The organism is Candidatus Villigracilis saccharophilus, from assembly GCF_016711665.1.
The window spans coordinates 1-21,791 of the sequence record NZ_JADJSO010000035.1 but is presented as its reverse complement, the minus strand read 5'-3'; the positions used below and the strand labels follow the sequence as shown (position 1 = coordinate 21,791).

The 21,791-nt window shown below is 49.7% G+C and carries 19 protein-coding genes; 12 read left to right on the top strand and 7 right to left on the bottom strand.

Annotated elements, in window-relative coordinates; translation table 11 throughout:
* Positions 1-70 precede the first annotated feature (70 nt).
* The 12 genes from IPL17_RS12080 (at position 71) to IPL17_RS12025 (ending at position 11,449) form a co-directional block, all read left to right on the top strand.
* The gene (locus IPL17_RS12080; RefSeq protein ID WP_345307343.1) at positions 71-1,657 is read left to right on the top strand and encodes an amidohydrolase; all 1,587 of its coding nucleotides are present in this window, start codon (positions 71-73) and stop codon (positions 1,655-1,657) included.
* Between the two features lie 19 nt (positions 1,658-1,676).
* Positions 1,677-2,702, top strand: coding sequence for an ATP-binding protein (locus IPL17_RS12075; protein ID WP_345307342.1), 1,026 nt, complete (start codon positions 1,677-1,679; stop codon positions 2,700-2,702).
* 2 nt (positions 2,703-2,704) lie between these two features.
* Entirely contained in the window at positions 2,705-3,895 is a 1,191-nt protein-coding gene (locus tag IPL17_RS12070; RefSeq protein ID WP_345307341.1) for a GAF domain-containing sensor histidine kinase, read from the top strand.
* Between the two features lie 33 nt (positions 3,896-3,928).
* Complete coding sequence (locus IPL17_RS12065; RefSeq protein ID WP_345307340.1) at positions 3,929-4,624, top strand: response regulator transcription factor; 696 nt, start codon at positions 3,929-3,931, stop codon at positions 4,622-4,624.
* Between the two features lie 35 nt (positions 4,625-4,659).
* The gene (locus IPL17_RS12060) at positions 4,660-5,811 is read left to right on the top strand and encodes a response regulator (protein WP_345307339.1); all 1,152 of its coding nucleotides are present in this window, start codon (positions 4,660-4,662) and stop codon (positions 5,809-5,811) included.
* 41 nt (positions 5,812-5,852) lie between these two features.
* Complete coding sequence (locus IPL17_RS12055; RefSeq protein ID WP_345307338.1) at positions 5,853-6,152, top strand: hypothetical protein; 300 nt, start codon at positions 5,853-5,855, stop codon at positions 6,150-6,152.
* On the top strand, positions 6,149-7,471 hold the full coding sequence (locus tag IPL17_RS12050; protein WP_345307337.1) for a CpaF family protein: 1,323 nt from the start codon (positions 6,149-6,151) through the stop codon (positions 7,469-7,471). The genes IPL17_RS12055 and IPL17_RS12050 overlap by 4 nt, the downstream gene beginning before the upstream one ends.
* A 102-nt stretch (positions 7,472-7,573) precedes the next feature.
* Entirely contained in the window at positions 7,574-8,248 is a 675-nt protein-coding gene (locus IPL17_RS12045) for a helix-turn-helix transcriptional regulator (RefSeq protein ID WP_345307336.1), read from the top strand.
* A gap of 24 nt (positions 8,249-8,272) precedes the next feature.
* Positions 8,273-8,794: a hypothetical protein gene (locus IPL17_RS12040; RefSeq protein ID WP_345307335.1), complete on the top strand. Its 522-nt coding sequence runs from the start codon at positions 8,273-8,275 to the stop codon at positions 8,792-8,794.
* The gene (locus IPL17_RS12035) at positions 8,791-9,744 is read left to right on the top strand and encodes a GNAT family N-acetyltransferase (protein ID WP_345307334.1); all 954 of its coding nucleotides are present in this window, start codon (positions 8,791-8,793) and stop codon (positions 9,742-9,744) included. Before IPL17_RS12040 ends, IPL17_RS12035 begins: the two co-directional genes overlap by 4 nt.
* A gap of 1 nt (position 9,745) precedes the next feature.
* The gene (locus tag IPL17_RS12030) at positions 9,746-10,585 is read left to right on the top strand and encodes a lysophospholipase (RefSeq protein WP_345307333.1); all 840 of its coding nucleotides are present in this window, start codon (positions 9,746-9,748) and stop codon (positions 10,583-10,585) included.
* Between the two features lie 90 nt (positions 10,586-10,675).
* The gene (locus tag IPL17_RS12025) at positions 10,676-11,449 is read left to right on the top strand and encodes a DsbA family protein (protein WP_345307332.1); all 774 of its coding nucleotides are present in this window, start codon (positions 10,676-10,678) and stop codon (positions 11,447-11,449) included.
* An 82-nt stretch (positions 11,450-11,531) separates the two neighbouring features.
* On the opposite strand, the gene IPL17_RS12020 is transcribed toward IPL17_RS12025, so the two are convergent.
* The 7 genes from IPL17_RS12020 to IPL17_RS11990 all read right to left on the bottom strand — a co-directional run bounded on the left by IPL17_RS12020 (position 11,532) and on the right by IPL17_RS11990 (position 21,785).
* Complete coding sequence (locus IPL17_RS12020) at positions 11,532-12,560, bottom strand: COX15/CtaA family protein (protein WP_345307331.1); 1,029 nt, start codon at positions 12,558-12,560, stop codon at positions 11,532-11,534.
* Between the two features lie 161 nt (positions 12,561-12,721).
* Positions 12,722-15,037 carry a tetratricopeptide repeat protein gene (locus IPL17_RS12015; RefSeq protein WP_345307330.1) on the bottom strand — a complete coding sequence of 772 codons (2,316 nt, stop codon included), beginning with the start codon at positions 15,035-15,037 and terminating at the stop codon, positions 12,722-12,724.
* Positions 15,038-15,118: 81 nt separating this feature from the next.
* A complete protein-coding gene (gene polA, locus IPL17_RS12010; protein ID WP_345307329.1) occupies positions 15,119-17,935 on the bottom strand; it encodes a DNA polymerase I in 2,817 nt (938 codons plus the stop codon).
* An 80-nt stretch (positions 17,936-18,015) separates the two neighbouring features.
* The gene (locus IPL17_RS12005; protein WP_345307328.1) at positions 18,016-19,650 is read right to left on the bottom strand and encodes a transposase; all 1,635 of its coding nucleotides are present in this window, start codon (positions 19,648-19,650) and stop codon (positions 18,016-18,018) included.
* 67 nt (positions 19,651-19,717) lie between these two features.
* A complete protein-coding gene (locus tag IPL17_RS12000) occupies positions 19,718-19,930 on the bottom strand; it encodes a hypothetical protein (protein ID WP_345307327.1) in 213 nt (70 codons plus the stop codon).
* Positions 19,927-20,268, bottom strand: a complete 342-nt coding sequence (locus IPL17_RS11995; RefSeq protein ID WP_345307326.1) for a hypothetical protein — start codon at positions 20,266-20,268, stop codon at positions 19,927-19,929. Before IPL17_RS11995 ends, IPL17_RS12000 begins: the two co-directional genes overlap by 4 nt.
* 50 nt (positions 20,269-20,318) lie before the next feature.
* Positions 20,319-21,785, bottom strand: a complete 1,467-nt coding sequence (locus IPL17_RS11990) for a pyridoxal-phosphate dependent enzyme (protein ID WP_345307401.1) — start codon at positions 21,783-21,785, stop codon at positions 20,319-20,321.
* Between the last annotated feature and the right edge of the window lie 6 nt (positions 21,786-21,791).

The window sequence follows — 21,791 nt, the reverse complement described above, 5'->3', positions numbered from 1 at the left end:
TGTCTGCCAGCCGCTGGTCTTGTTGCCAATTTGATTAACAGGCTGGCAGGCTGGAGGACCGCCAATCAACATGAAACTTTTCTATAACGCAAATATTTACACCCTTGATGAAAAACAGCCCAAAGCCTCTGCTGTCTTGATCGCTGGCGCGCGGATCATTGCTGTTGGTGACAAAGATCAACTCGAATCACTCACGCATGGCAGGCTGGAAAAACAGGATATGCAAGGCAGAACCATCCTACCCGGCCTGACAGACGCGCATCTTCATCTCCAATATTATGCGCTCGGACTTGAAAAGATAGACTGCGAAACCAAAACAAAGGAAGAATGTTTGCGCCGTGTGGCAGAGCGCGCAAAAAACACTCCGCCTGCAGAGTGGATATTGGGTCACGGCTGGAATCAAAACGAATGGTCTGAGGGCGGAGATTGGCCAACTGCCAGTGAATTGGACTTGATCGCACCAAACAACCCTGTATATCTCACAGCTAAATCATTACACGCTGCCTGGGCAAATACGTCTGCCTTGAATCTCGCCCAGGTCGCCAGCGATACTCCAGATCCGAAAAACGGGATCATTCAGCGCGATAGCAGTGGTCGAGCAACAGGCATTCTGCTTGAAAGTGCCATGGAGTTTGTAGCTCATGTTATCCCCGAGCCATCCATTGAAAATATAAAGCATGCCATCGAAAAAGCCCAGCCTTATTTATGGAAGATGGGGCTCACAGGTATTCACGATTTTGACCGCCGTGATTCTTTTATGGCTTTGCAACAATTGCATGCGCAGGGAAAATTAAAATTACGGGTCAACAAAAATATTCCTGTGGACAGCCTTGATCATGCTTTCGAATTGGGTTTAAGCACAGGGTTTGGTGATGATTGGCTCTGGATCGGCTCGGTCAAGGCCTTTATGGATGGAGCGCTTGGTCCGCATACGGCTGCCATGTTTCAACCATATAGTGATGCGCCAGAAAACCGCGGTATCCTGAACATGGATGGCGAGGAACTTTTTGAACATTGCCGCAAAGCCGCAGATGCCGGTTTAAGCATGAGCGTTCATGCGATCGGTGACCGCGCCAATCATGAGGTCCTGGACGCGTTTGAACAACTTCGCAGTTATGAAACAGAAAAAAATCTTCCACACCTGCGCCATCGTATTGAACATGTGCAGGTACTGCATCCCGACGATGCCCCGCGTTTCGCACAGCTTAATGTGATCGCATCCATGCAGCCGATCCATGCACCGTCAGATATGTACGCGGCGGATCGTTTCTGGGGAGAACGCTCGGCCCTTGCCTATGCCTGGCGGACTCAATTGAATTATGGCGCTCATCTGGCTTTTGGATCAGATGCGCCAGTAGAATCACCCAATCCGTTTTTGGGATTACACGCCGCGGTCACCCGCCGAAGATCAGACGGTTCACCATCTGACGAGGGCTGGTACCCGCAACAAAAATTAACGATGGCTGAGGCATTGTCCGCTTACACTGCAGGCGCAGCCTATGCCGCCAATGCGGAACATCGCCTTGGAAAACTTGCTGAAAATTATCTAGCCGACCTGATCGTACTGGATCAGGATATTTTTTCTATGGATCCCAATGAACTGTTAACCATGCACGCCTCTGCAACAATGATCGGGGGGGAGTGGGTACTGCACTAAGTCATTGATCGAGGAGATCATGTCGAATAACAATATTTCCAAACTTACCCCTGAAATGCTGGTTCCTCGTATGGGCGAATACATCGTTCAAAAGGGAATGATCAGCGAAGACGACCTGCAGAAAGTGCTCTCCTTTCAACAGGAACAAGCCAGGTTAGGCAAGCCGTATATGCTAGGCCAGGCGTTGCTCGAGTTGAAAATGCTTGACCGTGATTCTTTGGATCAGGTGATCACCGAACAGCTTATTCAGTTGCGTACGGCTTTGCAATCTGCGAATCGCAACCTCGAACAGCGTGTCAAGGAACGTACCGCTGATCTAAACGAGGCACTCGAAAGACTTTCAGAGTTGAGTAAAATGAAGGCGAATTTCGTGGCGAATATTTCACACGAATTGCGCACACCGCTTACTCATATCAAAGGTTATCTAGAATTGCTGATCACAGAATCATTAGGTCCGATTGTTGAAGAACAACACCACGCTCTGGAGATCAGTCAGAAGTCTGCAACCAGGCTGGGAACATTGATCGATGATCTGATCACATTCTCGCTGGCTTCACGCGGTGAAATGAGTATGAAGCTGGTCAAGGCTGATATTGGGCGCATTATTTCATTGGTGGCAAAATCGGCATTAAGCAAGGCGGAAGAGCGTGGCGTGCAGGTCATCGCTGTGGTGCCGGAGAACATTCCGCAAGTGCAGGCGGACCCTGAGAAGATCGGCTGGGTCGTGAATCAACTTCTCGATAATGGGATCAAATTCACCCCGTCGGGTGGAAGCGTTGTGATCGCGCTAAAAGAAGAAGGCTCCAACCTCGTCGTCTGTTCTGTAACCGATACGGGCATTGGTATTCCTGCTAGCCGTGTGAATGAGGTTTTTGAAGTATTCCATCAATTGGACGAATCTTCCACGCGGCATTTTGGCGGCACCGGGCTTGGGTTGGCGCTTGTCCGTCAGATCGTGGAAGGGCACGGCTCGATGTTGGATATTCAATCTGTAGAAGGGGAAGGCTCTACGTTTAAGTTCCCCTTGCTTGCAGTGCGGGAGTAGGCATGGATACTGTCACACTTACCCTTTTGAACGAATTATTTGAAGAAATCCAGAAAAAACATGACTGGAAAGCCGGGATGGATACGATCTTTTTATCCATGCGCGGTTCTTTTGTTTTTGATAATGTCGCGATCTATCTAATCGACCCGCGGACAAAAGGATTGGAAGTTGCATATGCGCGGGCCATGGGGCGCGGCAAAAATGCGGAAGCTGAGGCTGCCTGGGGAGAGAGCCTTGCGAACGAAGTAATTACAACAGGTAAAAAAGTTATTAAGGAGCCTATGCTTGGTTCCGAAGACCCCGACCGATTGGCATTGGCGCATCTTATTGGTTTTCCCTTGTTTGTTGGCGGTAAATTGAACGGCGCGTTGGTGGTCATTCGATTCGGCGGGCCGGCTTATTCCATGCAGCATATTCAAATGGCATCCCTGCAAGCGTTTTGGGCTGCCACGCTGATTGAGCGGCGGGATCTTCAGGAGGCGCGTGCAGAATTGGATTCGGTACAAAGGCAAATGCGTCTACAGGATGATTTTGTCTCGACCATTTCACATGAACTTCGGACTCCGCTTGGCTTTATTAAAGGATACAGTACCAGCCTGCTAAGACAGGATACCACCTGGGATTTGGAAACCCAGCGCGAATTCCTAAATATCATTGATGAGGAAGCAGACCGCCTGACGAGATTGATCGAAGATATGCTTGAGTCCGCGCGCTTGCAAAGCAAGACCATCCAATTTAAATTCGCTCCAGTTCGGCTTGATGCCCTTTTGCGCGACGTTGCGACACGTATTAAGACGCACCGACCCGAGTTGAAGATCACCTTTAAGTTGGAATCTCTCACGCCAATACAGGGCGATGCGATGCGGCTTTCGCAGGTATTTAATAATTTATTCAGTAACGCCATAAAATATGCCCCAGGCGCTGAAATATTGATCACCATGACGACTGCTGGAGATTACCTGCGCGTCACCTTTGCCGATAATGGCGAAGGCATTCCGGAAGATTACCTGCCCTTTTTGTTTGAACGTTTCTATCGTGTTCCAGGTGAGCGGACTGTCACTGGGACAGGGCTGGGGTTGTATATTTGCAAGCAAATTGTTATGGCACATCATGGTAATATTTGGGTAGAGTCTGAGTTAGGGCAAGGGACAACCTTCATTATGGAACTGCCCATTGACCGTCCGCAGATTTAACCTTTATTATTCATTGTCCTTAAGGAGATCCACATGTCCAAGAGAATTTTGATCGTTGATGATGAACCTCGTTACCTCCGCCTGTTGGAGGCTAACCTGCGGACAGAAGGTTATGAAGTCGCTACTGCGCAAGACGGTGTCCAGGCTTTGGATGTATTTTCAGCACAACCGATCGACCTGGTTTTGCTGGATGTAATGATGCCTCGTCTGGATGGCTTTGGCGTCTGTCAGCGATTGCGTGAATTCTCGAACGTGCCTATTGTGATCCTGACAGCACGCGGCGAGGAACAGGACCGAGTCCGCGGACTTGACCTTGGCGCTGATGATTATTTGGTCAAACCTTTTTCCGCAACTGAATTACTGGCACGGGTTCGGGCAGTTTTGCGCCGCGCGCAGCCGCCGGCTGAAACATCGCAGGCGCGCTTCTTTACGCATGATGATCTCAAGATCGATTTCGCCCGTGCAGAAGTGTGGCGCGACGAGAATCCTGTTTCACTGTCTGCCACTGAATATCGTCTTTTGCTTCAGTTTGCGCATAACATTGGTAAGATCCTCACCTCTGAAGAATTGTTGACCAGCGTGTGGGGTATTGAATATAAAAATGATAAGGAGATCTTATGGGTGAGCATTGCGCGTTTACGCCAAAAGCTGGAGGAAGATGCTCACAATCCGCATCATATTGTCACCCGTTCCGGGTTGGGATACTTGATGCCGCCACTTGAATCCTAGATCAAGCGCGCCACGTTATATGCAGGAAATACGAAATGCCTGAAAAGAAAATCCTTATTATTGATGCAGATGTCGCCAGTCGTAACTTTATCGCCCGTGCTCTCGTGGATCAAAAATATGAGGTGATCCAGGCAGGCTCCGGTAAGGAGGGTTTGATCAGCGCCTGGCGCGATCACCCGGACATCGCGATCATTGACCCAACTTTAATGGATCTCAAAGGGGAGGAGATCGCTCACAAATTGAAACAGGATCCGCGTACTTCTGCCATGCCCCTCATCGCATTAAGCAGCGACCCAGGCATGGTTCGTATTAAATCATGCCTGGATGCTGGCTTTAGTGAATATATAACAAAGTCTGGTCAGGCGTTGGCACTCCTCAATGAAACGATTACCCGTTTGTTCGGTATTACCGCAGCGGCCGTAAAAGAGGGTGGTCTGTTGATGGTCTTCTTAAGTGCAAAAGGTGGAACCGGCACTTCTTCATTGTGCGCCAACATGGCGATGAATATTTCACAACAGCAACCACAAGCGCGTATTGTGGTTGTCGATATGGTGTTGCCGATTGGATCCATTGCGCCAATTGTAGGTTATGAAGGAATGCAAAATATCGTCACTGTTGCAGATATGCTCCCCGCAGAAACCACCGCTGACTTCTTCCGTGATCAATTACCGGAAATGCATATTTGGGGTTTTAAGTTGCTGGCTGGTTCGCCGGATCCAGAGACCAGCAATTATTTGAAAGTCGGGCGCATTTGGGATATTGTCAAAGCGTTGAAAGAATCCCATGATTATGTTTTGATCGATATTGGCCGCTCGCTTTCCAAGATCACTTTACCCCTTATTAAACATGCAGATATTAGTGTCTTGGTCGTTGGCACTGACGTGAGCGCCGTTTCCTTGACGAAGCCCTTGTGGAAATATCTCAAAGGCAAAGGGGTGGCGGCATCCTCTGTTTACACGATCCTTAACCGCGCCGCAGGACCGGAAGGAGTGAGCAAGGCTGAGGCGGAGAAAATGATCGAGATCCCGGTAAATGCGACCATTCCGCATCTCAGCAGTAATTTGTCCTTCGCGAATGCACATCATCAGCCATTCATTTTAAAATTCCCGCGTGACACTGCAGTAATTGTTTTCAAGGATACGGTCAGCGAAATGATTGCTCTGGCTAGAAAAATACGCGCGGAATAAACTGGCGGGTATATTATTTTAAATTTTTATATGGAGTTGCTATGACAATTGAATATGATCAGAAAGGCAAGTACTATACCGATGTTGTCAGGAAATTGCCAGTCTCTGCAGTGATACAGACCAGCGCTCATCTTGTAAGAGGATTCGTGCACGTGAAGGACGGCGAGCGCTTGAAGAATGAACTTGAACGGGATGAAAAATTCCTGGCTGTAACCGATGCGACTGTTTATGGGGCGGATGATGAAGTCCTTTACACAACTTCATTCATGGCCATTCAGCGAAGTCAGATCATATGGATCATGCCTGCTGGTGGAGATAAGCAGGAGGAAGTTAACATATGACAATTCTCAGCGCGGCAGCCGGTTCAGCCAAGCTCACCAGTCAGGATCTTTCCCGATTAAAAAAATATCTTTCAGACAACCTTTTACGTGTACTTGAAACCGAACAAATTCCCAGCGCCCAGCGCGCCGTCTTTGCACATGAGAATATCGGCAAGGTCTTTGAACAGACTCAATTGAAACTGCCTGAAGATCTACGCAAGCAGATCTTTGACCAGGTATTTAACGATCTGTTTGGTTTTGGCCCGATCCAGTCTTTGCTGGATGATGAAGAAGTTACAGAGATCATGGTCAACGGTCCCAAGAAGATCTTCGTTGAAAAACAGGGAAAGCTTACCAAGAGTGCCATCACTTTTGATGATGACGATCATGTTCTGCGGGTGATTGACCGCATTATTCTGCCCCTGGGACGTCACGTGGATGCTGATTCACCTACAGTGGATGCGCGCCTGCCGGATGGGTCGCGGGTGAATGCAGTGGTGCGTCCTGTTGCAATCGATGGTCCGTCTATTACCATCCGCAAATTCCGTAAGGATAAATTGAAGGTCGAGGACTTGATCAATTTGGGTTCGATGACCAGGCAAATGGCGGATTTTTTGGAAGCCTGCGTAAAAGCGCGTTTTAATATTATTATCTCTGGCGGTACGGGTTCAGGCAAGACAACCTTATTAAATGTAATGTCGGGATATATCCCTGAAAATGAACGCATTATCACCATTGAGGATGCCGCTGAACTGCAGCTTCAACAGGATCATGTCATGCGCATGGAGACCAAAACAGCCAATATTGATGGACTGCACGCTGTATCCATTCGTGAACTTGTAAAAAATTCCCTGCGTATGCGCCCGGATAGAATTGTAGTGGGTGAGGTGCGCGGCGGAGAAGCATTGGACATGCTCCAGGCCATGAACACCGGTCACGATGGTTCTTTAACGACCGTGCACGCGAATACACCTCGTGATGCCATCTCCCGCATCGAAACGCTTGTGCTGATGGCTGGCATGGATCTGCCGCTCAAGGTGGTGCGTCAGCAAATATCATCGGCTGTTGATCTGATCGTGCAGCAGACACGCCTGAAAGATGGTCAACGCAAAGTAACGGCCGTTACTGAAGTGGCGGGAATGGAAGGCGAGATCATTGTCTTGACTGACATATTTAAATTTAATCAAACGGATACTTCGCCGGATGGAAAAGTTATCGGCGAGGTGAGCGCAACAGGCATCCGCCCCAACTTTACACCGCGGCTTGTGGCGGCTGGATTCAAACTCAGCGCCGATGTTTTTGCTCCGAAATTATCCGCCAATCAGAACTCGCGCCGTTGAAACACTCTGCTATAATCTAAGCATCTGGACAGTGCCGCATAAATAACCTAACCCGCAAGATAGGTTGTTTATAGTATATACGGTCATCTATGTAGAGGAATTATGAACAACGCTCAGATCACAATTCGTGAAAAGAAACTTGGCTTGCTTATTCGGGATGCGCGTTTGGCTGAACGCCGCAGTGTTAAGGAATGTGCGGATGCGATCGGGATCAAGCCGGGCTTGTTCCAGGCATACGAGGAGGGACGCCGTTCACCCTCCCTTCCTGAATTGGAGACACTTGTCTTTTATCTAAAACTTCCGCTTTCTCATTTTTGGGGCAGGGAGACTAAATCTGATTTATCTACTCCGATGGCGCAAACCGATACTGCCCGTTTGATTTCATTGCGGCAGCGTATGATCGGCGCGCTTTTACGTCAGGAGCGCAATAAGGTAAATATGTCCATTCGGCATCTTTCAACAGCAAGCGGGATTAAATCAGCACGCCTGACCTCCTATGAGATGGGTGAGCGCCCAATTCCCGTGCCGGAACTTGAAAGCATTCTTGCGGTCATGGGGAGTCGTGTCGAAACATTCTTTGACCAGAATGGGCCGGTTGGCCAGTGGTTAAATAGTCAACGGGCATTGCAAAAATTTGTGGATCTGTCTCCAGATATGCAGAACTTTGTCTGTCAGCCCGTCAATCGCCCGTATCTTGAATTGGCCATGAAACTCAGTGAAATGTCACGCGAAAAACTACGCTCGGTGGCCGAAGGCTTGTTGGATATTACCCTCTAAAGTTATCTGAATTGAAAGACCATCATGAAATTCGAACCTGCTCAGATCGCCGCGCAAGGCAAACAAGCCTTTGCGAATAAACAGTTCGACCAGGCGGCTGATTTATTCCGTCAAGCCGCCGAGGGATTCAAAGCAGATCACTCAGACCTGATGACTGCTGAAATGATGAATAATTTGAGTGTGGCTTTGCTGCAGGCTGGCAAGGCGCAGGAAGCGTTGGACGCCGCGCTTGGCACGGACCAAACCTTTGCGGCCCTTGGGGATATAAAACGTCAGGGGATGGCTGTCGGGAATCAGGCTGCGGCACTCGATAGCCTGAATCGTCATGATGAAGCCATCGCCGCGTACGAACGATCTGCTGAATTATTTGCGCAGGTGGGGGAGGGTGATCTCCGTTCAATGGTGATGAAATCTGCGGCGGCGATTAAACTCAAAAAAGGCAGCCTCACTGATTCGGCGTTTAAGATGATGGGTTCACTGGATGTAAAGGATAATCCCTCTTTTTTTGAGCGCATCTTAAAATTCTTTCTCCGTTTAATTAAATGATTAACGTTAGTGTTCAGATTCGCCGCGCGGTCCTTGAAGATCAACTTCAGATCGCAAACCTTATCCATAATGAAGTTACAAGTCATCGCCATTTGGATTGGCGTATTCCACTTGAATGGATTGGCTCTCCAAATTACTGGGTGATGGAAGAGGATGGACGGCATATTACGGGCGTATTAGCCTGCCCTGAAGACCCTCCACAAGTCGCGTGGATTCGCCTTTTTGCTTATTCTCCACATACGATCCATTCTTTTGACGTACCTGGTCAAAGCCAGGCGCGCAAACAACCCGAAGCTTGGTCCGCCCTCTGGGAGGCGGCTCGCGGTGAAGTCTTGCGCGCCAATCCACAGGCGCGGATTGCGGCGATCGCGGTCAAGCAATGGTTTCAGGATATTTTATTTTCCAGCGGCTTTGAACTAAAACAAAGTATCATCCTGCTTCAAATGACAAAAGAAACCATGAGCTCTTTCCCAACGCCGCAGGGAATACATATCCGTCCCATGCGTGAAGTGGATCTGCCTGCCGTAGTGAACGTGGATCTGGATGCGTTTGGCTGGTTTTGGCATAATACTTTGGATGGCCTAAGCCGCGCGTTTTCCCAATCTGTCAGCGCCACAGTTGCTGAGGATGATTCGGGGGTGATCGGATATCAACTCACCACAGGGAGTTCATTTGGGGCGCACCTCGCCAGGCTTGGAGTAAAGGCGGAAGCGCAGGGCAGAGGGGTGGGTGCTGCTTTGGTGAGCGGCATGATCCAGGCGCTCGATTCGCATCAATTAAGCAGGTTGACTGTCAATACACAGTCGGATAACGCGGCCTCCTTATCTCTCTATAAAAAATTGGGGTTTGTCCGAACTGGTGAGCAATTTCCTGTATTTGTTTATCCCGCGAATAAAATAGCTGAAGCTACCAGGCACGAAAGTGTGAATTTAAAATCAAATGGAGGCTGAGATGAAGCATTTTGAAACGACTTGGAAAGCACACGATGGTTTAGATATTTTTGTGCAGGGTTGGGAGCCGACTGTCCTGTCCCCCAAAGCCGTGGTCTGTCTTGTGCATGGGCTGGGTGAACATTCTTCGCGCTATGCTCATGTGGCTGAGGCATTTGGAAAGGAAGGATTTGTTCTCTTCGGCACAGATTTGCGCGGACATGGTCGTTCCGGCGGTCCGCGCGGGCATATTTCCTCCATTGAAGATTTTATGCAGGATATTGATGTTTTACTTGAACAGGCGCGCATGCGATACCCTGGTCTGCCACTCTTTTTATATGGACATAGCCTTGGGGGTATTCAGGTTTTGCATTACGGATTACTTCGCAAGCCTGATGTTAAGGGCGTGATTGCCACCAGTTCTGGCTTGCACACTGCGATTGAAGCTCAAGCGCTAAAGGTGATGCTGGCGAAAGTATTGGGGGCGCTTATGCCGAAGATTGCCATCGCGAGTGGCTTGGATCCAAAGGGCATTTCCCGTGATGAGAAGGTGGTTCAAGCTTACAGCAAAGATCCGCTTGTGCATGATAAGATTTCTCTAGGTTTTGGCAAGGTGATGATCGGTGTGACAAGCTGGACGCTGGCTCATGCGGGGGAATTTTCTCTCCCCTTATTGCTTATGCATGGCAAGGCAGATACGATCGCTTTCCCTTCCAGCAGTACGGAATTCGCCGCCCCGCTCAAGGAAAAATGCACTCTTGTCTTGTGGGAAGACGCCTATCACGAACTTCACAACGAATCCGAGAAGAATGAGGTATTCAAGACCATGACGCTCTGGATGGATGCGCGTTTGCGGGAATAAAAAAATAAGAACCTATTAACTCTTTACTGGACAAAAACATTCCCGCATGGGAGAATCTTTTGTCATCATATTTTATTTAGAGGAGAAAGAATGAGTAACGTAAAAGATGTAAGCAAGCGGCAAATGCGCCGCGAGCAAATTCGCCGAAAAGAACAGCGTGGACGTATGATTGGGATCGCCCTGATCACGATTGGAGCATTGTTTGTTGCTTTCCTTATCATTTGGCCGAATGTCAAGCCTGTCACAGGAGTCACTGTTGTTGATCCAAATCCCCGTCCGCAGGCGGATATGAACAGCATGGGCGACCCGAATGCGCCAATCAAGATCGTCGAATTCTCAGATTATCAATGCCCGTTCTGCGAGAATTTTTCCAAAGATACAGAGCCTGCGCTGGTGGAAAGCTATATTTCGACAGGCAAAGTGCATTTTACCTATCGTTCAACCGGCAACTGGGTCAGTCAGAATATCAATAGCGGCTTGACCGAGTCCGAGGACGCTGCTGAAGCCGCCTATTGCGCGGGTGACCAGGGCAAGTATTGGGAAATGCACGACATGATCTTCGCCAATGTTTTGGGAGAAGATGTGGGTTCCTTTACCGATCGTCGCTTGAGCCTCATTGCTGAAAAGACCGGCCTGGATTTGAATCAATACGAAGAATGTTATTCAAGTAATAAGTATCGGGATGCCGTTATTAAGGATGGTCAGGATGCGCTCGCCGCAGGTGTGAGCGGAACTCCGTCATTTTTGATGACCTATATTGATGCCAGCGGCAAGGAAGTCAGTGAATTGATCGAAGGCGCGCAGCCTTTTAGCGTCTTCCAGGAAAAAATAGAAGCTGCTTTGGCCGCGGCCGCTCCCCAGTAATATTGGCCTGATCGGTACGCAATCAAAAAAGGACACGGCGTTTTGCGGTGTCCTTTTTTGATTCTTCCCTTCAGAATTTTTGTTATTTGCGATCCAATGCCCGGAATCGATGGATGAAATACACCGCCAGTGAAAACAATAACAGTGCATTAGCCTGGTGCGTCAATGCTATGACAACGTTAACATAGGAGAGAATTGTTAAAACCCCAAGCGTGATCTGCAAAACAACGATGCTGATCAACCAGCGCATCCCCTTCTGTATATCCTGCGGGTAATTCTGATTCTTGATGAAATAATACACAACCGGCACGGCGATCAATCCCAGCCAGGCCAGCCAGCGATGAATGAATACAATGGTCTGGGGAGTTTCAAACAGATCGATCCATGTGTTGAATAGATTTGGAGGGAGCCATTTTCCGAACATGAGCGGCCAGCTATCTGAAACATGGCCTGCCTTTAGCCCTGCTGTCATACCTCCATAGCTGATCTGAATAACGAGCAGAACCATTGAAAAAACTGCTAATTTTGACGGCAAAGACCATTTCTGCTTTTTGTTGGTGTCGGGGAATCCGTATTTGTGACCCAGTGCGGTCCACAGGCTGAAACCAAGCAGCGTTATCGCCAGGAGCAGGTGCATGGTTAATGAAAAATGACTGACAGCCGGGCGATCGACCAATCCGCTCGAGACCATGATCCATCCCATGAGTGCCTGACTGATGAAAAGCAATCCCATCACAAAGTAAATCCCAAACTCCTTCAATGGAATGGTTTTCTTTAGCAGAAAATAAAAAACTGGGATGGCATAGACTAACCCGGCAAGACGGGCAACGATTCGATGGAACCATTCCATGTAGAAGATGAACTTGTACTCGGGTAATGTCATGCTAGTGTTGATCTTCAGGTATTCTGGTGAGAGTTGATATTTGGCGAATTCTTCTTCCCAGGCTTGCTGCCCGATGGGCGGCATGACTCCGCTGATGGGATTCCACTCCACGATGGACAGACCAGAACGTGTGAGCCGGACAAATCCCCCAAAGACGACAAGAAACGCCACAATGAAGGCGAAAATTAACAACCATTTCATCACGGCGTTGTTTACAGTTTTTGGCATATTGTTTCTCCGAATTTGAGCCCGGGTGGAATTATAGCATGTGTATCTATTGTGGCTTGGAAAGTCTAAAAAGGAATAGAATCAGGGATGAGAGCTGTGCGAAAGGGTATAAGAAAATGCCCATCGTTGACTGGATGGGCACTCGGTTTATTTTCTAGAAACTAACTGTTTTGCATTTGGGTCAACAGTTGACGATACTCATTCACGGTGGGTGGATTCATCAAGATGATCTGGTTGATCACCTCCAATGCCTGTTTTTTATTTCCGGATTGCATCAGGGATTCACCCAGAATGTCGAGCATGGAGATGGCTTCATCAATGCGGCCGGAATGATGAAGTTGGGCGGCTAGCGCGCGCTTTAGGAGCGGTTGTTCGCTATGGTCTCTGATCAGATCTTCTATGAAGGCGATCGCGATATTATTCTTGCCCGAACTTTCAAGATGGCTGATGTAATTTTCCAATTCGTTCATGGCTTTTTCGGGTTGAGCCATGCGCAAGTTGAGATCGACCAGCTGCCTTCGGACAGCGTCATCGTCTGGTTCGAGTGTGCGGATCTGTTCGAAAACACGCAAAGCTTGCTTCCAATCAAGTCTTTGCAGGTCAATATCGGCCATGCGCTGCAGGATATGCGCGTTCCAATTGCGGTTGGCATTCCCCTGTTGCACCAGACGTAACGCGGTGGTGTATGTTTTGCGGGCCAGGTCCAATTCAGCAAGGCGATTAAAGATGCCGGCCAGTTCAAGATATTCGTGAACAGCATCATCTGTTTGTCCGCGCGCGATCAGCTGATCGATGAGGCGATTGTGCGCTCCGATATCCATCGGAGAAAGCTGAATGATGCGGCGCAGTAGTTTTGTCGCTTGCAATACTTCGCCGCGTACGCTGTATGAATGTGACACGACGCTGAATTTTGAGATCGCATCTGCATGACGACCTTCCTGTTCCAGTAATTCGCCCATGAGCGTGTGTAGCGGCAGATATGTTGGCGCGTGTTGAATGGCGTCGTAGGCTTCATCCATGGCGACGCGTAAAATCCCCATGCGCGCCAGCTGGTTGATTCGATTCATGGATTCGATCACTGAACTGGATTGTGCTTGCAGGATCACATCTGCAAGTGTGGAGACCATTTCGCCATCCACTTTGGGCATTTGTTCGCGTGTCTTGTGGAGTTGTTCACGCCAGTCGGGGCGCATGAGCAGACCGTTGATGTTGTCACATACTTTGCGCAGAATGGTTTCATCCTGCTGACTTTGTTGTGCTTCGATCAGTGGTTCGTATTGCTGGCGGATCTCATCCGCCTTGTCAGCGGGGACGGTCATCGAATCGGCCAGTTTCAACGCTTCGAGATATTCGATCGCCGCTTCGGAAAAACGGGATTTTTTTACAAGCAGTTTCCCCAAAAGCAGGCGTGTGCCCAGCCCGTAATCGTTATGTTTAATGGAGTTTTGTAAAAATCTTTGCGCGCTCTCAAGACGATCGCCTTTATAGCGCAATAGGCCAAGCGTGTAATACAGGGAAGGATGTTTAAATCCCGCTTCCAACGCGGCTTCCATTTCTTCGGCGGCAAGGGACTCGTTGCCTTTGCTTTGGGCGTCAATGGTCTGACTCAGATGCAGAACGACTTTTGTTTGTTCAGATTGCTGCATTGAAAGCTTGCCAGTGCCTTTTATGATGGAGGAAAGGCCGCGGCGTTCCTGGGCGGATGGGCTGTCATCCGAATATTCGAAGAGAAGCTCTGCCAGTTGAGTCAATGCTTTTTGTCTCGCCTCAGCGATCGGGTCCAGCCCGGAGGCGGGCCGCGCATCAGCGGGCAGCTGTAAATTTTTCACCTGAGCCATGCGGATCGGGCCAGTTCCGCCTTTGCCGCGCAAGGGCTTGGGGAGCAATTGTCCCGTTTTTAGCAATGTCAGCGCCTGTCTTGCTTCAGCGCTGTTTGGGGAAAGGGAAAGGGCTTTATCCACCATCTCTTTTGATTTTTCGGCATTGCCGGCGCGTTGAATGATACTGGCAATTGCCAGATATTCAACGACGGCTTGCTGGGTGTGGCCAAGCCGTTCATGGACTTGGGCAAGACGTGAGTGTGCGATGGCGTGTTCAGGATTTAAATTGGTGATGCGCACCCAATTCTCAAGCGCCTTATCTGTGTCGCGTTGTTTGAGAAAGAGATCCCCGGCGCGCAGGGCCGCGTCCATGGCTGTTTTCAGGTCGCCAAGGCGTTCGGAAAGTTGAGCGATTTTTTCCATTGGCACCGGATCGTCGCCTGTGATGTGTGACACAGTCTTGTAAATTACCAGGGCATCTTCAATCCGGCCAAGTTGATATAGACCAAGCCCAAGGCTGTTCAAGGCTTTGGGATGGTCGGGGAATTCCTCCAATGCGTGACGATACGCGGCACAGGCTTTATCCCATTCCCGATCCCAGGCCGCAGAATGGCCGTCATTCATTGCTTTTTGAAAAACATCTTCTCGTCCGGGCATATTGTCGAGTCCACTTTCGCTGATGCGGTGATTTATAGTTTATTCTGCAATTATAACCTTGTATGAAAGGTGATGGTCTGCCTATGACTTAAGTACGGTCATCCCGCCCCAGCTTATGCCCGCTCTGGCTTCCGTTTCGAGGGGAATACTCATCGGGTAGGCATTTGCCATGGTTTCCTGAACGACCCGCGCGGTCTTTTGCATTTCATTTTTTGGACATTCCAGCACGAGTTCGTCATGAACTTGTAAAAGCATTTTGCCACTCAAGCCGGCAGCCTTTAATGCGGATGGGATCTTCAGCATCGCGAGTTTCATAATATCCGCTGCGGTGCCTTGAATGGGAGCATTGATGGCTTCGCGTTCTTCGCGGTTCTTCATCTGGACATTGATCTTGCTTTGCAGCGCCGGGAAATATCGTTTGCGTCCAAGCAGGGTTTCCACATAACCGATCTCTGCAGCCCGCCTTCTCATTCCATCGAGATATTTTTTGACACCCGGGAACTTTGTAAAATACGCTTTAACGAAAGCGTCTGCCTCTGCCAATGTTAATTCAGTAGAGCGGGTGAGCCCGAAGGCCGACATGCCGTAGATCAGCCCGAAGTTGATGGCTTTCGCGTGGCGGCGCATCTCCTTGGTCACCTGATCCAATTCAATATCATAGATCGCGGCGGCGGTTGTAGCGTGGATATCTTCACCCGCGCGGAAGGCTTTTAACATGGCTTCATCCTCCGCCATGTGAGCCACGATGCGCAGTTCAATTTGTGAATAGTCCACCGAAAGCAGCACATTGCCTTGGTCGGCGATAAATCCATTGCGCACCCGTCTTCCTGTTTCAGTGCGGATGGGAATATTTTGCAGGTTTGGATTGTTCGATGAAAGGCGACCGGTCACGGCTCCGATCTGACTGTACGAGGTGTGCACGCGGCCGGTGTTTGAATCCACTACGGCCGGCAGGGCATCCACATAGGTTGATTTCAGTTTGGACAGTTCTCTGTTTTCGAGAATCCATTCCAGGATCGGATGCTTGTCCCTTAACATTTCCAGTACATCCGCTGATGTTGAATAAAAACCCGTTGCGGTCTTGCGGCCCTTGTCCGGCGGTTCAAGACGTAAATGATTGAAGAGCACATCCGAAAGCTGCTGAGGTGAATTGATATTGAAAGCCTTGCCGGCTAGTTGATAAATTTCTTTTTCGATCTCTGCTAAACGAATCGCCAGTTCTACAGACATTTCAGCGAAGAATTTGGTATCGATCAAAGCTCCCGTCATCTCCATATCTGCCAGCACAGGTGTGAGCGGCAGGTCTATTTCCGCAAGTAGATTTGTCCCGTTCACTCTTTCCAATTCTTTTTGCATGATGGGCATCAGGCGCAGTGTTCTCTCCGCATCTGCCCCGGCATACGGCGCGACGGACTCAATGGAAACATCAGCCATGCTGATCTGCTTCTTGCCTTTGCCGATCAGTTCTTCGATATGAGTCATCTCTTCGCCGAGACGGGCGAATACGAGATTCTTTAAACCAAGGTTGCGCGAAGACGGGTCAACAATGAATTCGGCCAGCATCGTGTCAAAGGTTAAAGGTGTGATCGTGAGCCCATGGCGCGCGAGGATGATGTAATCATATTTCGCGTTGTGTGCCACCTTGCCGATCTTTTCATCCGTCATGGACGGTGTTAGCGCGGCAAGCACATCCTTAACGGGCAGGTTATTTCCTGATGTATGACCGACGGGAATGTAATACGCATATCCTTCTTCGATCGCCAGCGAGATGCCAACCATCTCAGCTTGCATTTCTTCCGTGGAGGTTGTCTCCGTATCAAATGAAATAATTCTTGCCTTTGCCAGTGCTGTAGTCAACTCTTTTAGCTTGTCTGAGGTATCTACAATGGTGACTTCAATGTTCGATGCTTGTAGCGTGGCGGCATGTACAACCTGAGGTTCATTCACGAACATGGATAACTGTCCGCTTTTTGTCTTTGTAGATTTAACTGCAATTTCGGATGGAATGGAAGAGACAGCCACTCCTCCGCTAATGGCCGGGACTTTGGCCAGCAGTGTGCGGAATTCCATTTCGGTGAAAAATTCCTCGAGGGCAGACGGGTCAAAAGAAGTGATTTTTGCGTGTTCGAGGTCAAGGTCTATTTTCAAGTCCGTGTGGATCCGCGCAAGCTCATAGCTCATATATGCGGATTCCTTGCTCGACTCGAGTTTGCCTCTCCAGCGGTTTTCCACCTGATCAAGGTTGGCATAGACCGCGTCGAGTGTGCCGAATTTTTCAAGCAGGGTGATCGCGGTCTTTTCACCCACGCCTTTTACGCCGGGAATATTATCGGATGTATCTCCGACGATGGCTTTGTAATCCACTACTTGATCTGCGCGGACGCCTAATTTCTTGATTACATCCGCATCTGTGATGTAGGTCTGGTCATCTCCCGCGAGATAGACTGAGGTGCGTTCATTGACAAGCTGCAGGAGGTCTCTGTCACCAGTGATGATCTTTACACCCAGACCCTGTTCGGCGGCGATCCTCGCAGCGGAACCAAGTACATCGTCCGCTTCAAAGCCTTCCTTTTCAAGGCGCGGAATATTGAACGCATCCACCATTTGACGGATACGCTCGATCTGCGGGCGGAGATCGTCCGGCATTTTTTCGCGTGTTCCCTTATATTCAGGAAATATTTCATCGCGAAAGGTTTTCCCCACATCGAAAGCCACAGCAAGGTATTCTGGTTTTTCCTGTTCCAAAATGCGAACTAGTTCGCGCGCAAAGCCATAGATCCCCGCAGTGGGTTCACCTTTGGAGTTTTGCCAACGCTGGCTGCCTGCGCCTGCGGTCAGGGCAAAATACATACGATAGGCAAGAGCATGTCCGTCAATTAAGTAAAGTGTGGGTGGCATAATGGTTTATCGACTTCCAAATTAGGGAGAATAAATAAAGCGCAGAGTTAATTATACTCTGCGCTTTTTCCGTTTTTGCTTTAGTTGCGTACGCGTTGGGGCGGCGATGCTTCCTGACCCTGTCGCATGCGGGTTTGATGGATATAGTCTCGAACCAGTTGTGTCGGGTGAGGTTGTGTGCCGCTCATGATGAGATAGCCGGGCGCCCAAAAATCGCCGGACGGATTCTCCCTCTTTAAGCGGATGATTTCGCTGAAGATTTTTTCAGAAGTTTGCTGGCGCATAATGCGCATGAGGTAGCCGGGTGATGTGTTCGGTTGAACGTTCGCGACCCACTGCAAATACTCGGGCCGTACCGCGAGATACTCTAGTCGCCAGCCGAAGGCAATGCAAATGTTCGGAAGCCATTCGCCCAATCGTTCCGCCAGATCACCTGTAATGTAATGCGCTGAAAAACGCGGTATCAATAAACATGCGTAATTGATGTGATACATCCCGGCTGTGGCAGGCTCGACCACAAGTTTACGAACAGCCTCTGTTGTCGGGCTCTCGCGTGTAACATCCAGGCTGCCGGGAGCGGGTCTTGCGACTGGGGTTTCCGGACGCTGTTTGGGCTGCGATGGTGCTGTGACGTTAATTTCGCCAAATGATGCTGCCGATTGGATGGTCTGATCTGAAATTTGAGACTGATCCTTGGTGATCAGTTGGCTTAATGGGATGGAAGGGGATGCTTCGCGGTTGAATACAGATGCGTTTGAAAGCTGGGAAGCAACGCGCGTTTCGTTGGGGTCGATTTTTTCCTGTTTGCGCGCAGACGCAGGCTGTGGATTTGGACTTGGTACGTTGGTGAGGATCTGTGAAATGGAGGCGATATTGAGAGAATCCTCGCCGCTTCCATCATCATCTTCCGGATTGCCGGATCGGTCGATCGCAGGCTTGATTGGAGAAGGGGTGGCCTGTTTTTGGGCTTCTGGACGATCTGAACTAAAATCGCTAACGAGTTGGTTGGCCTGTCCGCGAATGGTGCTAAAGGGTGTCTCAGCTTCGAAAACAAGGGCAAGCACGGTGTCCGTCGTCAGGCGGGTGGCGTACAACATGTGCTCGGCTTTCGTGCTTTCAAGGCGGATGAAACGCAGGAGGTCAGAGCCTTTTTGTCCATCCCAATTGCGGGTGACGGTTTGGGCAACTTCTTTTGCGGCATCTTGTGAAAGTCCGCCGGCATAGGCCCACAGATCGTTCTTGCGAGTGATCAGTGCTGCTTGAGCAGATGATCCCAATGTAATGCGGGTGAGGTGCTGCGCAGCCTTGGTGACGTCGTTTAACCAGGGTGTTGTGGTATCCACATTTTGTGAAGCGGGCGTCGGTTGTGGTTGACTGATTGCATTCATAAAATTTGCCATTTTAAAAGGTTTGCGAACGAGTATCCAGGGACGTAAGTTATCGAAAAGCGGGACCGATGCGCCGTCATCACAAAGGATGACTATATTAATGCCTGCACGAATGGTGCGGAGTGCTGTGGCAGTTTCGTGCACCATTTCTCCGCCAAACGCCATATCGAGCAATGCCAGTGGAACACCAATTTCATCTGCGCGCACCACGGCGGATGACTTGTTTGTTTCCACATGCACGCGATAAATGCCCGTCTCTTCCAGTGAGCGACGGATCGTTTCTCCAAGACTGGATGAAGGCGTAACTACAAGCACATCCGCAGGCATTTGATTTTAGTTTATCACCGATAACAGGCAGAATCAAGATGGATAAATGGGTCATTTATGGGGGAATTCAATTTGAACCGGTTTTCTGCCCGCGAACATCATACTCTCCCTGAAAATCCTTGATACCCAATAGGGCCATAAGCACTTCGGGTGGAATGTCCGCTTCAGGCAGTGCTACTTTGTAGAGTTGGTCATTCTCTGCGCGTTCACGCAGGGAACGCCATAATAACTGCCGTTCCTCGCCGCTCACGACAAGGTCGTTTAATGTTTTTGCGTTCAAGCAGATATTCGCCTGTGGAATACAGAAAGGTTAATCGTTTCCATTTGTCGGTGATGATGGGCTGGGATAATTTTTCCAGTGCGCCGATCTGGATCTTGAAATACTCTTCCTTCGCGCGCATGGTCGGCTTCATCACGCAGTAATTCGCCGCGTGTGGTGAGTTCATGTCCCTTGACCTGTGCGACGAATTCAATTTGTCCGCCGCGTTCGGCAAATGCCGAGGGCTGGTAAAAAGCCAGATAGTCCACGGCAACAACTTTCGGCGCTGAGGGTGCGTACCACCCAAAGCCCCCAGCCCTGAGCAGGCAGACTAAAATCAAATCTGTTGGCTTGAGCATGGGGTAATTATATACCGTAGGGGCGGAGCATTGCTCCGCCCCTACAAGAATTACGACAACCCAACTTCCTTGTTGAACTCGACGATCAATTCGTCAATTTCATCAGCTTGCTTTTGGACATCGGTCCAGTAATTCGGCGCGTACCATTGTTCTTGAATTTCCGCGTAGGTCTTGCCTTGCTGTTCGACCCAGGTGTAGTATTTCAAGTTGTGGACTCGGCGGCGCTCAGGATAAGTCAGCTCAAGCATGTTGTCCGTGGATTGCCCATGCAGGTAGCGGGCGAAATCACCAGCGGCATCTTTTTCACTGTACCGGCCGAACTCCTGATGCATTTCATGCATACGCGAGCGATAGAGTTCCATCGAATCGGTCAGCATGGTGATCATCACGTCGTTTTCATCCATCTCATAGTATTTGGCTACTTTGATGCAGGAGAGCACGTTGGCGATGCCTGAGAAGCCGAGCAGTTCAAGGTTGGCGATGGTGGATTCGGGAACGCCTTTTTCCACGAGATAGGCGCGTCCGTTCTCCTCGTTGAAGAGGCGGGCAATGTTGACCACGGCGTTGTCGTCAATGGCTGTGACAAAATCCGTGTTCTTCACATTGTGTACCCAGGGTACATGCTTGTCGCCGATGCCTTCGATGCGATGCGCGCCGAAGCCGTTCTCTAACAAGGTTGGGCATTGCAATGCTTCGCTGGCGATGATCTTGCTTTCGGGGAAGATCTGCTTGAGATAGTCACCGCTGGCGATGGTGCCGCCTGAACCCGTTGCAGATGCCACACCGCGGAAGCGGTCATTGGGTCCCATGACATGCTTGAGCGCTTCTTCCATCGCGTGACCTGTCACTTCGTAGTGCCAGAGATAATTGCCGAATTCTTCGAACTGGTTGAAGATCATCAGGTCTTGACCTGACTTTTTCAATTCCCAGCATTTGTCAAAAATTTCTTTTACGTTGGATTCAGAGCCAGGGGTCTTGATCGTTTCGCCTGCCACTTTTTCCAGCCATTCGAATCTTTCCTTCGACATGCCTTCGGGCAAAATGGCGATTGATTCACATCCAAGCAAAGCGGAGTCATATGCGCCGCCGCGGCAGTAATTGCCAGTGGACGGCCAGACTGCTTTTTGGGTGGTCGGGTCAAACTGACCTGTGACCAGTCTTGGCACGAGGCAGCTGAATGCTGCGCCGACTTTATGCGCGCCTGTTGGGAACCATTTGCCGACGACGACAATGATGCGCGCCTTGACTCCTGTCAGCGAAGAGGGAAGCTCAACGAAGTTGACTCCGCCAAAGGTCCCGCCTGATGCGGTGGGTTGGTTGTGCCAGTTGATGCGGAACAGATTCCGCGGGTGAATGTCCCAGAGTCCGATGCTCTTCAATTCCTCCTTGACTTTGGCGGAAATTTTGGAAGGGTCTTTCATTTGGGCATAGGTGGGGATGATGATGTTGCGCTCTTTTGCGCGCTGAATGGCGCGGGCGCGGCGGTCTTTGTGAATGGTCAGGTCAATTGTGGTCATGGGATT

Coding starts and splice junctions, on each gene's coding strand:
- IPL17_RS12080 (WP_345307343.1), top strand. CDS start 71: ATGAAACTTTTCTATAACGCAAATATTTACACCCTTGATGAAAAACAG.
- IPL17_RS12075 (WP_345307342.1), top strand. CDS start 1,677: ATGTCGAATAACAATATTTCCAAACTTACCCCTGAAATGCTGGTTCCT.
- IPL17_RS12070 (WP_345307341.1), top strand. CDS start 2,705: ATGGATACTGTCACACTTACCCTTTTGAACGAATTATTTGAAGAAATC.
- IPL17_RS12065 (WP_345307340.1), top strand. CDS start 3,929: ATGTCCAAGAGAATTTTGATCGTTGATGATGAACCTCGTTACCTCCGC.
- IPL17_RS12060 (WP_345307339.1), top strand. CDS start 4,660: ATGCCTGAAAAGAAAATCCTTATTATTGATGCAGATGTCGCCAGTCGT.
- IPL17_RS12055 (WP_345307338.1), top strand. CDS start 5,853: ATGACAATTGAATATGATCAGAAAGGCAAGTACTATACCGATGTTGTC.
- IPL17_RS12050 (WP_345307337.1), top strand. CDS start 6,149: ATGACAATTCTCAGCGCGGCAGCCGGTTCAGCCAAGCTCACCAGTCAG.
- IPL17_RS12045 (WP_345307336.1), top strand. CDS start 7,574: ATGAACAACGCTCAGATCACAATTCGTGAAAAGAAACTTGGCTTGCTT.
- IPL17_RS12040 (WP_345307335.1), top strand. CDS start 8,273: ATGAAATTCGAACCTGCTCAGATCGCCGCGCAAGGCAAACAAGCCTTT.
- IPL17_RS12035 (WP_345307334.1), top strand. CDS start 8,791: ATGATTAACGTTAGTGTTCAGATTCGCCGCGCGGTCCTTGAAGATCAA.
- IPL17_RS12030 (WP_345307333.1), top strand. CDS start 9,746: ATGAAGCATTTTGAAACGACTTGGAAAGCACACGATGGTTTAGATATT.
- IPL17_RS12025 (WP_345307332.1), top strand. CDS start 10,676: ATGAGTAACGTAAAAGATGTAAGCAAGCGGCAAATGCGCCGCGAGCAA.
- IPL17_RS12020 (WP_345307331.1), bottom strand. CDS start 12,560: ATGCCAAAAACTGTAAACAACGCCGTGATGAAATGGTTGTTAATTTTC.
- IPL17_RS12015 (WP_345307330.1), bottom strand. CDS start 15,037: ATGCCCGGACGAGAAGATGTTTTTCAAAAAGCAATGAATGACGGCCAT.
- polA (WP_345307329.1), bottom strand. CDS start 17,935: ATGCCACCCACACTTTACTTAATTGACGGACATGCTCTTGCCTATCGT.
- IPL17_RS12005 (WP_345307328.1), bottom strand. CDS start 19,650: ATGCCTGCGGATGTGCTTGTAGTTACGCCTTCATCCAGTCTTGGAGAA.
- IPL17_RS11995 (WP_345307326.1), bottom strand. CDS start 20,268: ATGCTCAAGCCAACAGATTTGATTTTAGTCTGCCTGCTCAGGGCTGGG.
- IPL17_RS11990 (WP_345307401.1), bottom strand. CDS start 21,785: ATGACCACAATTGACCTGACCATTCACAAAGACCGCCGCGCCCGCGCC.